This window comes from Paenilisteria rustica, assembly GCF_013820765.1.
Lineage (GTDB): Bacteria > Bacillota > Bacilli > Lactobacillales > Listeriaceae > Listeria_A > Listeria_A rustica.
In genome coordinates, this window is sequence record NZ_JABJVM010000005.1 from 44193 (window position 1) to 59874 (window position 15682).

Genomic DNA, 15682 nt, shown 5'->3' on the forward strand with positions numbered 1-15682 from the left:
CGCATATAACAACATTAAAATCGTTATTTACAACTGAAAATCCGCTAAAGTTCAATATTTTGTTTAGTAGATTAAATTTTTCATTTCATGCCAAAAGTCACTTAATATTTCTCACTTTTTTCGGTATAATAGATGATATACCCTCATACAGAAAGGAGTTTTTGAATGAAACTTATCGGTTTGATCCTACTTATTTTAGGCATCGTCGGCGTTGGTATATCATTTAGCATCGTTGGAATCATTGGCTTTATCGTGTGTCTCATATCCATTGTTCTCTTCGTGCTAGGCATCCTATTCATGATTCGTTCCAAGAGAAAAAATAATCGTTCTTATTCATATAGATAGTTTATCGCATCACCAAATTTTGATTATGTGGAGGCTTGACCGTGACTAATACACGTTTTATTGTTTGGGATAATCAGTATCTTGAGGAGGGTATTGCGCTATATATCGATGTTTTTACGAACGAACCGTGGAATGACGAATTGACATATGCAGAGATAAAGCTATATTTTGATCGCTTACTCGCTATGAACACATTCGAGGGGTACCTTGCGCTGGATGGGGAGGACGCGGTTATTGCGGCATCACTCGGTTTCATTCGCCCTTGGTTTCGTGGCGTTCAGTATCATTTAGATTCCTTTTATATTGCTAGTTTCTGCCAAAACAAAGGTATTGGTAGTGCATTTTTGGATTTTGTTAAAGCTGATTTAGCGCAAAAAGATATCCCAAATATCGCACTGGACACTGAGATTGGCTATCCATCTGATTATTTTTATCGCAAACATGGATTCAGTAGTAATCCAGAATCAGTCACAATGTATGGAAGTACAGAAACGAAGAAATAGACTACTGCATATCAAAAAGAAAAACCGAGAGATTCTATAAAGATCTTCCGGTTTTTCTTATGTTTAAATCGCATTTTTAGCTTTTAGCGTGCAGTTACTTTTTCAATATTTATCAGTCGATCTAAATGTTCTCCTGCCATGCTCGTTCCAAGTGCCACAGACTCGAATGGTGCTGGAGCCATATGAACCGGCACCATGATTTGATTATGCAACCAGTCTGATAAGCCTTCAAGTAATGAACCGCCACCCGTAAGCGTCACGCCACTTGCCCGGATATTACCACTCAATTCGGGCGGACTCGTTTCCAATGTCGATTGCACGACACTCAAAATCCGCTTCAAAAATTCATCAATCTCTTCTTGGAATTCAGAAGCTGGGACTTTAATCGTAATCGGGAAACCGGTGACTAGATCACGTCCCTCAATCTCGATCAACTTCTCTTCCAAAGAGGTATCACAATGCAGTTGCCATTTCACCTGTTCTGCCGTCTCTAAGCCAATCAAAACATTATACTTATTGCGTACAAGCTGGGCAATATCACGATCGAGTTCGTCACCCGATTTGCGCAATGTTGCACTCGTAACAATGCCGCCATAGGAAACGAGCGATGTTGAAATTTTGCCGGCGCCGATGTCTACAATTACGTTTGCAATCGGCTTCTCGAACGGTAAACCCGCGCCCATTGTTGCGGCAAGCGATCCTTCTATAAAATAAAGCGACTTGACTCCCAGTGAAAATAAGATGTCCCCAATCGCCTGACGTTCAATATTAGTTGCTCCAGGAAGTAGCGAAACAATCAAATCCATCTGCTTAAAACGCTTTCCAGTAACCGCGCTAACACGGCTTTCCACTTTCTTCATCAATCGTAATGTCATATCAAAATCGGCAATAATTCCGCCCTGTAAAGGACTAAGCACAACAATCGAACCCGGTGTCTTCTCTGCCAACTCTTTCGCTTCATGGCCAATTTCTAAAACTCTATCTTTCTTCGTATCATATGCTAAAACTGTAGGCTCATGAAAAATCATTTTCTCCATGTCTGAGTAGATACTAATATTAGCCGTGCCAATATCAATACCAATTGTAACTTTCCCCATATTTCTTTTCCCACTTTCCTAAATGTTGATTTTCAGATTCGCCTTATCGTTTATAGCTATCCTCTTCTAGTATATCAGGTCTAAAAAATATAATCCATGACGAAGTAGTGAACATTTCTAAAAAAAAGTTAAAAAAAACAACAAAGAGTACCTTTTTGCGTCAGATACTCTTTGCCGGATATTTTCTTGCGTTTTTAGCCAATTTTTCCTGCACAATTGTCACAATATTGACATCCATTGCATCGGCCATTTGAATCGCATAAATAAAGACATCCGCCAATTCATCCAAAATTTCCGGGCGGTTGGCACTCACAGCCTCTTCACTCGTCTTCCATTGGAAACATTCGAGTAATTCGCTCGCTTCAAGCGTGAGGGATAAAGCCAAATCTTTCTGCAAGTCATATTGACCTTCCCAGCCACGTTCCTCGACAAATTGACGTACCGTTTGCTTTAATTGCTCCATTATTGCTACCCCCTCTTTTAAAAAGAGTGTATCATATCATACGACATCAAGCTAATTTTAAATAGGAGTCCTTCACTTTCTCAAATAGTTTGGAATAACTCTCGATTCCTGTAACATCCGCAATCGCTTTTTCAAGTCCAACAGCGGCAACAAGTGCTTGTAATTCTACAGCTTCTATATCGTCTGGATCATTGAAACGAAGAGCCGCAGCAATCGCATCCGCAAGCGCTTTTGGTGTTTCATTGAAAGCCTCGACAAATTGACGTGCTGGCTGAACAAAACGATCATTTGGCCCTAACTTACGCATCGGCGAACGACCAACGCGTGATACATAATCCGAAATGTGAGGGTTTTTGAATCTTTCAATAATTTTGTCAATATAAGCTTGATGTTCTTTATGAGCAAAGTCGAATTTCTTTTCTAGCAGTGCACCAGTTTCCTCAAGCGCGCTACGAACAGCAAATAAAACTTTGTCATTATGGATTGCCGCTTCGATCGAATCAATATTTTTCATATGACCGATATAAGCCGTTACCGCATGACCTGTGTTTACCGTGAACAGTTTACGCTCAATGTAAGGCGTCAAATCAGCAACATATGTGATTCCTGGTACATCCGGCGCAGCACCTTTAATCGCACTTTCCTCAACAACCCACTCATAGAACGGCTCTACCAGAACGGTTAGCGGGTCATCATGTGTTTGATTTGGTACAATACGATCCACCGCAGCATTCGGGAATGACACGAATTCGTCCGCATATTTTTTCTCAGCATCCGTCAACTCAGCATAAACACTGGCTTGGAGGGATGCAGACGCACCAATCATATTTTCGCACGCCATAATAATCAATGGTTTTTGAATCGCCATTCTTGCTTTAATCGCGACCACCAACGTCTTCGCAATAAACGGTAAAATCGTTGGCCCAACAGCAGTCGTTACAAGCTCCGTCTCCAAAATTGCCGCGATAACCTGCTCCGGATTTTCCTGACTATTAATGGCGCTCACATCTGTAATCAAATCCACCTGCTGCGAATCATCCGCTAAAATCACATTATACTGCATTTTCTCGTTCAACGCGTCCACAACCGTCTTGTTCACATCAACAAACGTCACATGATATTTTGCCTCATGTAGCAACTGTCCAATAAAACCGCGTCCGATATTACCAGCACCAAAATGTACGGCGATCATGCGCTTTCGCTCCCTTCAAAGAAGTCCATAATCTCTTGTTTCGACTCTGCAGCAACGATTTGCGCCACATTTTCTTCCTCCGAACACACAATCGCGATGCTGCTAAGTAAATCCATATGTTCCCCGTCCGCACCAGCAATGCCAATCAAAACCTTCACTTCATTGCCATCAAACGAAACACCGTCCGGCACCTGCAAAATAACGATTCCCGAATTTTTTATCATATCCCGCGAATCATCCGTACCGTGCGGAATCGCCACCATGTTCCCGATAAACGTCGTCGTCATCGCGTCACGCTCTTTCATCTTCTCAATATAAGGCACATCCACGTATCCCTGATCTACCAACAATTGTCCCGCGGCCGTAATCGCCTCTTCCTTCGTGCTAAACGCCTGTTTCAACGCAATATCCTGACTATTCAATGCTACCATCCCTATTTCCTCCTCATATCATCTAAAAATTGGTTCAATCTACTAATCACAAAAGCCGTGATCTCCGCACCATTTCCCGATTCCAACAATCGCGTTGTCTCCTCATTTTCAATCGCCATCGCACTTATAAAACTCATCACTTCGAGTCCCTGCGGTGCCAATTTTTCCGGTGCTAGCAAAACGAGTAAAGTTGTCGCCGCCACATTTCCCCCACCCATCGCCGGTACATCGACCGCGTCCTGCAACGAGAAAATCTGAAAAACCGGCTGATGCACAAACTCGTTTCGGACATGAAACAACGCAAGCCTTGTCTCCGGAATCCCGAAACCACTCCACTTCTCCCGTTCCAACAGCGATCGGAGTAATATCTCCACTTGGATATCCCGCTCCTGCTCAAACATCGCCATACAAACCGCGCGCAACGTATCTTCCAAATTATGCTGCGTCTCCTCCATCTTCACGACCTGAAACCCTTTCAAAATCGCTAAAACCGTGTTCACATACTCCTGCTGACTTTCCAAACGATGCACCGCTTCAAGCAATGACATCTCCTCTTCTTGCTCCCGCGGCGCCTTTTGCGGCACAAACATTTCCTTCTGCTTCAGAAAAACCTCCACTTGCGAAATTTCCCGATCCGTCAACATCGGACTCACCAAGAAATACTCGAAATCCACTTTTCCTAAATCAATCGTCGACACAATCACATCAAAATGTCGTGTATTCCGATGATTCAGCACCTCAAACAACGATACATTCTGCAAATCCTTGAGCTGTGGTAACGCCTGTTTCAAGCGCGTTGCCAACATTTTCGAAGTCCCGATTCCGCTCGAACAAACGACCAATCCCGAAAACACACGACTCTCACTTTTCTGCAATAACGCCGCCCCAAAATGTAAAACCAAATAACCAATTTCCTCATCCGGCACATCCGCTTGCTGGTAAATTTCACGAAACGCCACCCGCACAATTTGGAAAAGCGACGGATAATCATGTTTTATCGTTTTAATCAATGGATTATGAATGCGCATATTCTGATCTAATCGACGTAACGCCGGTCGTAAATGTGCCGTCAATCCGCTAAGTAACGCTGCCTCTTGAAACGAACTACCCAGCTCCGCCTCCACTTTTGAAATCAATCGTTTTGCAATCGTCACTGCCTGCACATTCTCATTGCCCGAGAAAATCCCCGACTCATCCTGCGCCTTGGCCCCGCGAATATGCATCGTCACATAAAGCGCTTCGCCATCCGGCACGACAAACGGTTCCATATCCAAGCAAGCAGCCAATAATTCTTTCGCCACAGTAAATTCTGGAAAATTCCGAAAATAATCCTGTTCGGGCTTCATTTCCTGCAAATAGTTCCCGCTAATCATCCGTTCCACCGAAATCGAAATATGCACGACGAGCGTCAAATACGCCTCATCCGTTATCTCATATGCCAAATCCTTGCGCCACGTCCGCACATTCTCCTCCACTTTTTGAATCAGCGCATTATCAATCACATGCAACAAACGATCATCTGCCAGCGTCTCGATTTCATCCTGCTTTTGTTGCTGAAACAATTGGAACAGCGAATTCTTCGAGCCCGTCGTCGCGATTAAATCACTAAGCAACGCCCGTTTTATCGCTTCCTCCGCAATCAATTTCACGCCATACCCACGCTTACGCTCAATCTCCGCACGTCCAGTTAACTCATCCTCTAGCTTCGTCAAGTCACTGCTGACCGTCGATATCGTCACATTAAGGTCATTTGCCAGCGCGATTAATTTCACCGGTTCATTTTCCTTCAATAACGTTTTTAAAATAAACTGCTGCCGCTCCATCGGTGTGAATTCATTGTAAGAAAGGTCGAGCAATTGCCATTTGAAAGCTTGGCGACTAGACTCCGCTCCAAATACCGAAAGCTTCGCATCCTTACGTTCCAGCGCCAACTGATATGACCCAAGAACAGCCTCCACTTCCTTCAAATCACGCCTAATTGTTCGCTCACTCACATCCATATATTCCGCCAAATCCGCCGTTGCTACAGGTTCATGGCTCATTAAAAGCTGCTCCAAAATAAGTCTCGTCCTTGCCGAAATATACATCTAAAATTCCCCCAGTTATTTCTGGTCAGCCAAATTCTCCACCAGCTCATCATATTTATGACTATTCAAGAAATTGTCGACCGAAATATGATAGGCCTTTGGTAGTTTTTCCGTCGCACGAGCCGTCAAATCCTGATGCGTCACGACAATATCAGCGTCCGGAGGCAACTGCGCAATTGCAAAATTCACAACCTCAATATCCAGTCCCGCCTTCTTCACCTTATTACGCAAAACCGACGCGCCCATCGCACTCGATCCCATACCAGCATCACACGCAAAAATAATTTTTCTCGTCCCAACTGGAATCCCATCCGCTGCAAGTTCCGCATCCGTTGTCCCAACAACCGCACTGGCTACCATCGCCTTCTTACCTTTCATTGTAGCCATTTTTTGCTCCGCTGTCTTGAGTTCTGCATCATCCGTTTGCTTCGAAGTTTTCAAGATAACCGCAGAAACAGCAAATGAGACAATTGTTGCAAATAGAATCCCCGCAATAATACCGATATAGTCTCCTTGAGGTGTTAACGCAAGTATCGCAAAAATACTCCCTGGTGAAGCCGTTGCAACCAAACCAACATCAAACAAGTTGAACGTGATAATCCCCGTCATCCCACCAGCAATCGCACCTAGTAATAAAGCCGGTTTCATTAGAACATAAGGGAAATAAATCTCATGAATCCCACCTAAAAATTGAATAATAATCGCGCCTGGCGCCGTTTGTCTAGCCGTCCCCTTACCAAATACCGTATAAGCAAGTAGAATTCCTAGCCCTGGTCCTGGGTTCGTCTCAATTAAGAATAAAATAGATTTCCCCGTACTTACAGCCTGATCAATACCTAGTGGTGATAATACACCCTGATTAATCGCGTTATTCAAGAATAATACCTTCGCGGGCTCTACAAATATACTTACAAGCGGCAACAAATGATTATCAATTAAGAATTGAACGCCTGAAGCCATTGCCTGATTCACCGTTTGCAGTGCTGGCCCAATCGTTTTTAAAGATATAATAGCTAACGTTCCTGCCAAAATACCAGCCGAGAAATTATTAACTAACATTTCAAATCCAGCTTTTATTTTTCCTTCAATTAATTTATCAAATCGCTTAATCAACCAAGCTGAAAGAGGTCCTAAAATCATCGCACCAAGTAACATTGGCATCGATGTCCCCACAATAGCCCCCATCGTCACAGCCGCACCAACGACCCCACCACGTGTTTCATATACCAATTTACCCCCAGTATACGCAATCAGAAGTGGTAATAAATATTTAATCATTGGATCGACAAGTTTAGCAAATTCCGCATTTGGAATTCGACCAGTCGGAATAAATAACGCCGTAATAAGTCCCCATGCAATAAACGCCCCAATATTGGGCATAATCATACCACTTAAAAAACTACCAAAATGCTGAACCTTCACTCGGAAGCCAGACTTTTCTTGTTGTTGCTCCATTTTTTATGTCCCCTTTCTTATTCTGCTTCAAAGCAATTGCTCTGCCCGTTCCACTAATGGAATTGCGCCCTTCCAAATCTTAGTTTCACATATCGGCTTAGCTCTTATATCCATTGTATGATAGCGGTACCAACATAGCAATACAATCAAAATTGGAATTTGTCCTCAGGGGGTGGACAAGATTGGAGAAGTCTAGTGGTAGGAAGTCAAGTAAAAAGAAATCCTAGAGACATGATATAACATGCACCTAGGATTTCTTTTTACTTTATTTAACAACTTTGTATGTTACCTGAGTTGAATACGATGTATGTGGAATTCCATCAGTAATTGTTACTTTTACTCTCTTACCCTGCTTTGCTGCGGATACTACTTCTTTTTTGAATACAGCATTTCTAGATAGAATAGTCGCTGCAGAGTACGCAGCCGCACCTGCACCAAATACTGGTCCTAGCACTGCTATTACAGCATTTAACTGTGCACTCCCGCTCACAGTTTTCATAGATGAAGCCAAGCTCTTAGTCTGAGCTTTCGAAAGTATATATGATCCAAGTGTTACCCTTGAAGCCCTAGCCTGTATTGCATAAGTAACATCTACCGACTCTTCAGTAACTGGTGACAGTGCTAATGTTTTTTCTGTATAGAAGTCATTCTCGACAGCAGATACATCATTTGTTACAGTAGTTGCATATGTTTCTGCAGCTGGTGCCAATACCGTTAATCCCATGGTCAGAGCTATCCCTGTGCAGCAAATTTGAATTTTTTTGTTTATTTTCATTTTCCTTACCCCCATTTGCATACTATTTTTATAAAACATCGAGTAATTTAAAAACAAGTTTATTAAAGAGATGCGCATCTTCTAAGTTAACTTCATTCTATTATTACTCTTAATGTACATATTAGCGTAAGCGTTAACTAAAAGGCAATATAACCTAAATATGTATTTGTCCTCAAGCTTTGGACAAAATTGGAGTGGTTCTCATACAGAAAAAGACACCCCGAAAACAAACGGAGTGCCCATTCTAATCCTCTATTATGCTTCTTGTGCTACAACCGCTTCCTCAATATGCTCTGGCGGAATAAATCCATTCAACCGCGAAACCTCTTCGCCGCCTTTATAAAGCACCAATGTAGGTGTTTGACGGATATTGCGATTGAAAAAGAAATCTTCCCCTACTTCTTCTAATTTCACTTTCAATACTTTGACCTTATCAGCCATTGATGAATTTTTAAACTCTTGGAATGAAAGATCAAGCATCTTACAGTTCGGGCAGTTATCTTTCCAAAAATCCACGTAAACTAACTCTCCTGCAGCAACATGTTGATCAAATTCTTCCATTGTTTTAATTTCAATACTTGTCATTTTACTACCCCTTCTTTCATGGACAATACTTCCGCGACCCAATTTCGGATCGCTTCGTGGTCCCGTTCATTATTCGGCATTTGCTCGATTTTTAACCTCGGATAATCCGATTCAAAATACGTAGCCATCCGATCGACTGCCCCGCAAAAATAAGCCATACTCCATTGTGTTTCACCCGTCCCAAAAATCGCGACGTGCGGCGGTTTTATTCCCAATTCTGCGATAAAATCCTTCATATCTGGCGGTGTCCTACCTAAATCAGCTGTCCAAGCCCCTAAAATGAACAAATCGTAGTCCGTCTCGAGTGGATACTGGGCGCCGGGATGGACACGAAACGAGGTCACATCATGCCCTGACTTCGTACATTCCGCTTCCACTTCCTCTGCCACCATTTTTGTATTACCACTCAGAGAATCATACGCCAAGAGGATTCTCATAGATCGTCAAAACCGTTGTCGACATTTGTTTTTTTGTAACTACTATTGCGCATTTCGAAAAAGTCCGTTTTCGTTTCGGTAAAGTTATCTGCGTAAGCCTTAATCCACGACATCTTGTTCTCGCTGTGACCCGGATAAAGTTCTGGAATCCCAAGCATACCAAGCATCTTATTGGCACGATATTTCACGTAATCCACCATTTCCGATACATCGATACCTTCAATCCCGTCCAATACTTCCTCCGACCAAATCGTCTCAAGTTCCACAGCATGGCGGAAAGCCTCATGTGTATATTCCACAAGTTCATCTGTTTGCAATTCCGGATTTTCACCAAGAATCGCTCGAATAACTTCTGAGATAAACTTAGAATGTGCCAATTCATCACGATTAATAAAACTAATAATTTTCCCAGTTCCCGTCATTTTATTTTGACGGACCAAGTTATAAAAATAAGCAAAACCACTATAAAAATTAATACCTTCCAATATAGAAGACTGAATCAACGCCTTAACTAAATTCTCACCCGTCTTGTTCGTCATAAAATCATCATACGACTCCATGATTGGCTCGTTCCGCTTCACAATCGTCGGATGCGTCCGCGCCAATTCAAAAATACGTTTCTGCTCCTGCAAATTCGTAATCGAAGCAAGCACGTAAGAATAACTCTCATTATGAATCACTTCTTGCTGCCCAATAATCGCAGTATTCGCGTGTACCGCTGGATCTGTAATATATTCCGCGACATTATAAATAAACCTCGTTTGCGGGGAATCCAATGTCGCAAGCAAACCGATAATCGCATCAAAAGCGTACTTCTCTTCTTCTGAAAGTAGCGGATATTGCTTCGCGTCACTCTTCATATCGACCTCATCAGGAATCCAATAATTCGTCGATAACTCTTTATACGCACGATAAAACGATGGATACGGAATATCATTCCAATTCAAAATCCCACTCGTGTCCCCATTTATAATAGCAGTCGAGCGATTCGGGCTCAACGGTTCCAAAATTTTAATACGGTGCAATTCTTCTTTTTGATCCGTCATATAATAACCTCCTCTAAATTGTTTATGTAAAATTACTTAAGTTATTTGCGTAACATCTACATTCTGCATAAAACAAATCGAGCGAAAGCGTTTGCCTCGCCCCAATTTGATGGAAGCCGGAAGCGGAGCATACTGGTGTATGTGAGAACCGGAAGTCCATCAAATTGGGGCGAGGCGAGCGCTTGCCGCCGATTTACATCGCATATGATCTATCTTATCAGCTTGAGCACCATTCGCATTCCTCAACGTCAATGTCATTTGAACGCACATAATAAGTCGTTTTCAAACCTTCACTCCAAGCCAACATATGAAGTTCTAGCAATTTACTTGCTTTAATCCCACTCGGCACATAGAAGTTGAAGCTTTGCGATTGATCGACATGGCGTTGACGGCGACCATTTTGGCGGACACTTGCGAATTGATCCACTTGGTACGCGCCTTTGCCGTAGTACGGATATGTTTTAAGCGAAAGATCCGGCGCAATAACTGGACGACGATAATCTTTCTTCTCTTCATAATAAAACGGACTGAAAATTGGATCGATGGATGCCGTTGATCCTGCGATTTGTGCTGTACTCATGTTCGGTGCAACAGCTAGCAGGTATGCATTACGGATACCATTTTTAGCAACATCTGCTGCAAGTTCTTGCCATGCATCCGATGTATAACCGCGGCGTTCGAAGTATTCGCCAGTATTCCAATCACTACCTTTAAAGACGGAGTACGTGCCTTTTTCTTTCCCTAATGCCGCACTCGCTTTGATGGTTAGGAAGTTAATTTGCTCGTATAACTCATCTGCAAAAGTTTCAGCTTCCGCGCTATCCCAAGCGATATTTTTAAGGGCAAGCAAGTGATGCCAGCCAAACGTTCCAAGACCGATCGAGCGGTATTTCTTATTCGTAATCGTCGCTTGTGGTACTGGAAGCTCGTTCAAGTCGATAACATTATCCAACATCCGCACTTCGATGGCGATCAAGCGCTCCAACGTATTTGGGTCTTCCGCAGTCACAGCACGACCAAGGTTCACCGAGGACAAGTTACAAACAACGAAATCGCCGGCTTGTTTTGTAATCACGATTTGATCGCCACTAATGATTTCTTGAATCATCCGTGTCGGACTCATATTTTGCATAATTTCGGTACATAGATTACTAGAGTAAACCATGCCCGCGTGTTTGTTAGGATTCATCCGATTTACTTCATCACGATAGAACATGAACGGATTACCCGTCTCCAGTTGACTCACCATGATGCGTTTCATAATATCAATCGCCTTCACGATCTTTCTGCTCACCGTTTCATCCATCACTAACTCTTCATATTTCTCGCGGAACGAACCGTCACCTTTTTGCTCATCGTAGAAGTCTTGTAGGTACCAGCCTTTTTTCTCCTTGACTTCATGCGGATCGAATAGGTACCAGTCGCCACGACGCTCGACAGCTTCCATAAATAAGTCTGGCATACAAACCGCTGTAAATACGTCATGTGCCCGTAAGCGTTGGTCTCCGTTGTTTAGACGAAGATCTAGGAATGCTTCGATATCTTTATGGAAAACGTCCAAGTAAACTGCAATCGCACCTTTACGTTGACCTAATTGATCGACACTAACCGCCGTATTGTTCAGCTGTTTAATCCACGGAACAACACCGCCACTAGCGCCACGCACGCCACGAATCGCAGAGCCCGAAGAACGAACATAACCAAGATACGCTCCAACGCCGCCGCCGTGTTTACTTACACGCGCCACATCCGTGTTGCTATCGTAAATGCCTTGCAAACTATCATCCACCGTATCAATGAAGCAACTCGACAATTGCCCGCCGACTTTACCAGCATTAGCAAGCGTTGGTGTCGCGACCGTCATGTACAAATTACTAAGCGCCCAATAAGCTTCGCGAACTAAATCCATCCGCTTCTCTTTCGGCTCATCTTGCATCAAATAAAGCGCAATCGTCAACCAACGTTCTTGCGGCAACTCATACACATTGCGCGCTTGGTCTGTTGCCAAGTAACGCGTTGCTAGTAAATACAGACCATTATATGTGAAAAGTTTATCCTTCTCTGGATCCACCATGTTTCCTGCTTCGATTAACTCATCTTTCGAATAGTTTTTCAAAATGCTACCAGAATATATACCACGTTCGCCAAGGCTTTCTTGCAAACCAACATACGAACCATATTTATCATCGTCATTGTAAAAACGGTTTTTACTTGCTTTCTTGTATAGCTTATTCAAATAAAGTCTTGCTGCAAATAATTCCCACGCTGGAAGGTGAACATCCGTACGCGCTTCTGCTTCACGAATCAAGTAATCGACAAGCTCATCCGCCGCATAATCCTCTTTCTTCTCAATAAACGTAAACACTTTACGCTTGTAATCTTCCATCTCTAAGGCTGGAAATTCTGCATGAATCGTGTCCAGATATCTGTTTAGTCGTTCCTTGTCGAAAGGTAGTTTGCGATTCCCTCCGTCTTTCACTATGTAAGTCGTCATTTGTAGTCCCCATTTCTTCCCAATATTTCGAGTTATACCTGATCCCGTTCACTGATCGAAACTAGCCTCATTCGAACAAAAAAATTAACTTTTGCAAAAGTCTGATCCTTTGTAAAAGTTAAAATAGCATTTCATGTTTTAACGGCTTTCGATACTATATATAGTACCTCGTTTCGAATGTGAATGCAAGATATTGTGTCTAGCCATTTTTTTCAAAATCGATACGAAGCGTTTCATTCCAAAGGTTTTCAGATTTTAAATTTATTTTCAGGCAAAATTCTTTGTGAACGAGACTACAAAATCACCATTTGTCAACCACTACAAGTTGTGATTAGAGCACTGTATCATACCATATTTAGTGGCAGGATTTTTATGGTCTTTTTATTTCACAAACATTAGAAAATCCATGCCGATGAGACACGGATTTTCTAACCTTATTGTACTTTGCCAAAAATATGCTTGCGTCTTGCGTATATAACGATGGACAGAGCTACAACAGCCTCTGAAAGTGGAATCGATGCCCAAACACCTTCTGCTCCGAGAAATGGCGGTAAGATGATTAGGAAGGCCACCATGAACAGCATTTCGCGTGCAACCGTAATCCAAATCGCCATACCGACACGGCCACTTGTTTGGAAATACGTCATCATCACGAAGTTGAAGCCCATAAAGAGATAACCCGCAAAGAAAACCCGCACAGCCACCGTTGCCAAATCGACAATCTCTTGACTAAACGTACCGAACATCGCTACGATATGCCCCGCTCCGAAAAATCCACCGACGAAAAAAACAAAACCAGTTCCAATCGCTGTAATAATTGCGAGCCTCATTGTTTGCTGCTCACGATCCTGCTGTTTGGCACCACGATAGTAACTTATCAACGGTTGAATCGCCGAACTCATCCCAAGGAACAACATTAAAATCACACTATGTGTATAGTTCAACACAGAAAACGCCGCGACACCTGCCGTACCTGCGACCGCTGCAATCGCGATGTTATAACCCATCGTGAATACAGACAAGCCAAGCTCCGACAAGAAACTCGGTAATCCGATAGAGAACGTTTTTGTAAGTGAGCTTTTTGAAAAACGGAATTTCACGAATTTTAAGCGCGAAGATTTTTTGAAAAAATGAATCGATAGTACGCCTATTCCGACCGTAACCGCAATAATCGTTGCACCAGCTGAACCACTTACGCCCCAATCCAGAATGAACAGGAAGTAATAATTCAAAATCACATTCACAACTGCCGTCACAATTAACGCGACCATCGAGAGATTCGGGTCCCCATCATTACGTACGAAAATACTCAAAATATTTTCAATCGTAAACGCAAAACCGAACATCAGTAAAATCGTCATATAATCCATCACATACGGCAACGTCTCCGGATTTGCACCTAAAACATTCGCCAGTGGCACCCGAAATACGAACGCAATCGCCGCCAATGTAATCGTAATAAAAAACACCATTATAATAGAACGAGTAAAAATCCGTTGCGCCTCCGGAATGTTTTTTTCACCTAGCGCAAACGAATATTGCGTCGCGCCACCAATCCCAATCCAAAGCGAGATCGCCGTAAAAATCGAGAACACCGGCACCGCAATATTAATCCCCGCAAGCGCTACCCCGCCGAGTCTATGTCCTACAAAAATCCCGTCCGTCACAATATTCACCGACATCAGCAACATCCCAACGAGCGAAGGAATTAAATACCTTAAAAAAACCTTTAAAACCGAGTCCGTTTCCATTCTTGTATCCATTTCTTTCATAACTTCTCACTTCCTAACCTAACGTTAATTAGTCAACTATATCATTTAATCACATTATCGAAAAAATTGCAACATGACAGCTAACATTGCAAAAATGTAAGGTTCGGCATCCCTTTTGTTAGCTAAGAAGCGGGAACCAAATCTTTTGGCACGATATAATAAACGTATCAAGTAAAGGAGCTGACACCTTATGAAGAAATTAATGATTGCACTCATCGTTATTGTTATTATAATTGGCGGCGGATTGCTAGCTATGCGCTTTATAAATTTTAATAGAATTGGTGCTGACACATATTACGTTAAAATTGAAACAGATGGTAAAAAAACGAGCGGTCAAGCAAGCGATGGTTCCACCTATACAGACTATAATTACGATTTCACCGGTTATAACGAAGATGGTAAAGAGAAACAAGTCGAGCTTACCGCCCAAAAGAACTTACGAAAAGGCGCGTATCTCGAAGTATTCGTAAAAGACGATAAAGGCGTGACATCCTATCAAGAAGTCAAGCAAGCTGATATTCCAAAAAAAGCAGCTGAAAAATTAAACTAGTGACGAAAGGTTGAGGAAAATGAAAAACAAAAAAGGTTTATTACTAGGATTAGCAGGATTGTTGATTGCACTATGTGTCGTATTTGAATATGGTATGCCCTCAGACGCTGCTGCCAAAGCCTATTTTGTCGATGTGAATACGAATGGCGAACCAATCCAGAAAAACCAATTTTCCGGCTATAAATATAGCTTAAAAGCGTATAAAAAAGACGGAAGTTCGGAAAACATCACATTTTACTCACCTGACAAACTAGCGAAAAACAAGAAATTCAAGATTCATGTCACAAATAATCAATTTGTTGCGAACTACAAACAAGTCAAAAAGTTACCATCCACGATTCAATATTACGCTGAACAATAAAAAAATGGTGTTACATTCTAGGGAATTCCCCTTTGATGTAACACCATTTTTTTGATATCACGTCTTTTTAGAATAATGAAAACGAAAAA

16 protein-coding genes are annotated in these 15682 nt (G+C 42.3%); 4 read left to right on the forward strand and 12 right to left on the reverse strand.

The features are described from left to right. The first annotated feature begins 165 nt into the window (after positions 1 to 165). On the forward strand, positions 166 to 345 hold the full coding sequence (locus tag HPK16_RS06390; RefSeq protein WP_181676176.1) for a hypothetical protein: 180 nt from the start codon (positions 166 to 168) through the stop codon (positions 343 to 345). Between the two features lie 41 nt (positions 346 to 386). Next, on the forward strand, positions 387 to 848 hold the full coding sequence (locus tag HPK16_RS06395) for a GNAT family N-acetyltransferase (RefSeq protein WP_181676177.1): 462 nt from the start codon (positions 387 to 389) through the stop codon (positions 846 to 848). 83 nt (positions 849 to 931) lie between these two features. On the opposite strand, the gene mreB is transcribed toward HPK16_RS06395, so the two are convergent. The 12 genes from mreB to HPK16_RS06455 all read right to left on the reverse strand — a co-directional run bounded on the left by mreB (position 932) and on the right by HPK16_RS06455 (position 14682). Further along, positions 932 to 1945 carry a rod shape-determining protein gene (mreB, locus tag HPK16_RS06400; protein WP_181676178.1) on the reverse strand — a complete coding sequence of 338 codons (1014 nt, stop codon included), beginning with the start codon at positions 1943 to 1945 and terminating at the stop codon, positions 932 to 934. A gap of 160 nt (positions 1946 to 2105) precedes the next feature. After that, entirely contained in the window at positions 2106 to 2408 is a 303-nt protein-coding gene (locus tag HPK16_RS06405) for a nucleotide pyrophosphohydrolase (RefSeq protein WP_181676179.1), read from the reverse strand. Positions 2409 to 2454: 46 nt separating this feature from the next. Further along, positions 2455 to 3600 carry a mannitol-1-phosphate 5-dehydrogenase gene (locus HPK16_RS06410; RefSeq protein ID WP_181676180.1) on the reverse strand — a complete coding sequence of 382 codons (1146 nt, stop codon included), beginning with the start codon at positions 3598 to 3600 and terminating at the stop codon, positions 2455 to 2457. Then, entirely contained in the window at positions 3597 to 4031 is a 435-nt protein-coding gene (locus HPK16_RS06415; protein WP_181676181.1) for a PTS mannitol transporter subunit IIA, read from the reverse strand. Before HPK16_RS06415 ends, HPK16_RS06410 begins: the two co-directional genes overlap by 4 nt. Positions 4032 to 4033: 2 nt before the next feature. Further along, positions 4034 to 6118 (reverse strand): BglG family transcription antiterminator, encoded by a 2085-nt coding sequence (locus HPK16_RS06420; protein WP_181676182.1) that lies wholly within the window; start codon positions 6116 to 6118, stop codon positions 4034 to 4036. Positions 6119 to 6133: 15 nt separating this feature from the next. After that, positions 6134 to 7573, reverse strand: coding sequence for a PTS mannitol transporter subunit IIBC (locus tag HPK16_RS06425; RefSeq protein ID WP_181676183.1), 1440 nt, complete (start codon positions 7571 to 7573; stop codon positions 6134 to 6136). A 265-nt stretch (positions 7574 to 7838) separates the two neighbouring features. Then, a complete protein-coding gene (locus tag HPK16_RS06430) occupies positions 7839 to 8348 on the reverse strand; it encodes a hypothetical protein (RefSeq protein ID WP_181676184.1) in 510 nt (169 codons plus the stop codon). A 255-nt stretch (positions 8349 to 8603) separates the two neighbouring features. Beyond that, positions 8604 to 8933, reverse strand: a complete 330-nt coding sequence (locus HPK16_RS06435) for a thioredoxin family protein (protein ID WP_181676185.1) — start codon at positions 8931 to 8933, stop codon at positions 8604 to 8606. Then, positions 8930 to 9370 (reverse strand): flavodoxin, encoded by a 441-nt coding sequence (locus HPK16_RS06440; protein WP_181676186.1) that lies wholly within the window; start codon positions 9368 to 9370, stop codon positions 8930 to 8932. Before HPK16_RS06440 ends, HPK16_RS06435 begins: the two co-directional genes overlap by 4 nt. Further along, the gene (locus tag HPK16_RS06445) at positions 9367 to 10416 is read right to left on the reverse strand and encodes a ribonucleotide-diphosphate reductase subunit beta (RefSeq protein WP_181676187.1); all 1050 of its coding nucleotides are present in this window, start codon (positions 10414 to 10416) and stop codon (positions 9367 to 9369) included. The genes HPK16_RS06440 and HPK16_RS06445 overlap by 4 nt, the downstream gene beginning before the upstream one ends. A 217-nt stretch (positions 10417 to 10633) precedes the next feature. Beyond that, on the reverse strand, positions 10634 to 12910 hold the full coding sequence (locus HPK16_RS06450; RefSeq protein ID WP_181676188.1) for a ribonucleoside-diphosphate reductase subunit alpha: 2277 nt from the start codon (positions 12908 to 12910) through the stop codon (positions 10634 to 10636). 434 nt (positions 12911 to 13344) lie between these two features. Further along, entirely contained in the window at positions 13345 to 14682 is a 1338-nt protein-coding gene (locus HPK16_RS06455) for an MATE family efflux transporter (RefSeq protein ID WP_181676189.1), read from the reverse strand. Between the two features lie 190 nt (positions 14683 to 14872). On the opposite strand from HPK16_RS06455, the gene HPK16_RS06460 reads away from it, so the two are divergent. Then, entirely contained in the window at positions 14873 to 15232 is a 360-nt protein-coding gene (locus HPK16_RS06460; protein ID WP_181676190.1) for a YxeA family protein, read from the forward strand. A 19-nt stretch (positions 15233 to 15251) separates the two neighbouring features. Further along, complete coding sequence (locus HPK16_RS06465; RefSeq protein ID WP_181676191.1) at positions 15252 to 15593, forward strand: YxeA family protein; 342 nt, start codon at positions 15252 to 15254, stop codon at positions 15591 to 15593. The last annotated feature ends 89 nt before the right edge of the window (positions 15594 to 15682 follow it).

Bases quoted from the DNA above. Each gene is read 5' to 3' on its own strand.
- HPK16_RS06405 (WP_181676179.1), bottom strand. From the start codon at position 2,408: ATGGAGCAATTAAAGCAAACGGTACGTCAATTTGTCGAGGAACGTGGC.
- HPK16_RS06420 (WP_181676182.1), bottom strand. From the start codon at position 6,118: ATGTATATTTCGGCAAGGACGAGACTTATTTTGGAGCAGCTTTTAATG.
- HPK16_RS06450 (WP_181676188.1), bottom strand. From the start codon at position 12,910: ATGACGACTTACATAGTGAAAGACGGAGGGAATCGCAAACTACCTTTC.
- HPK16_RS06465 (WP_181676191.1), top strand. From the start codon at position 15,252: ATGAAAAACAAAAAAGGTTTATTACTAGGATTAGCAGGATTGTTGATT.
- HPK16_RS06425 (WP_181676183.1), bottom strand. From the start codon at position 7,573: ATGGAGCAACAACAAGAAAAGTCTGGCTTCCGAGTGAAGGTTCAGCAT.
- HPK16_RS06460 (WP_181676190.1), top strand. From the start codon at position 14,873: ATGAAGAAATTAATGATTGCACTCATCGTTATTGTTATTATAATTGGC.
- HPK16_RS06440 (WP_181676186.1), bottom strand. From the start codon at position 9,370: ATGAGAATCCTCTTGGCGTATGATTCTCTGAGTGGTAATACAAAAATG.
- mreB (WP_181676178.1), bottom strand. From the start codon at position 1,945: ATGGGGAAAGTTACAATTGGTATTGATATTGGCACGGCTAATATTAGT.
- HPK16_RS06430 (WP_181676184.1), bottom strand. From the start codon at position 8,348: ATGAAAATAAACAAAAAAATTCAAATTTGCTGCACAGGGATAGCTCTG.
- HPK16_RS06410 (WP_181676180.1), bottom strand. From the start codon at position 3,600: ATGATCGCCGTACATTTTGGTGCTGGTAATATCGGACGCGGTTTTATT.
- HPK16_RS06455 (WP_181676189.1), bottom strand. From the start codon at position 14,682: ATGAAAGAAATGGATACAAGAATGGAAACGGACTCGGTTTTAAAGGTT.
- HPK16_RS06445 (WP_181676187.1), bottom strand. From the start codon at position 10,416: ATGACGGATCAAAAAGAAGAATTGCACCGTATTAAAATTTTGGAACCG.
- HPK16_RS06390 (WP_181676176.1), top strand. From the start codon at position 166: ATGAAACTTATCGGTTTGATCCTACTTATTTTAGGCATCGTCGGCGTT.
- HPK16_RS06415 (WP_181676181.1), bottom strand. From the start codon at position 4,031: ATGGTAGCATTGAATAGTCAGGATATTGCGTTGAAACAGGCGTTTAGC.
- HPK16_RS06435 (WP_181676185.1), bottom strand. From the start codon at position 8,933: ATGACAAGTATTGAAATTAAAACAATGGAAGAATTTGATCAACATGTT.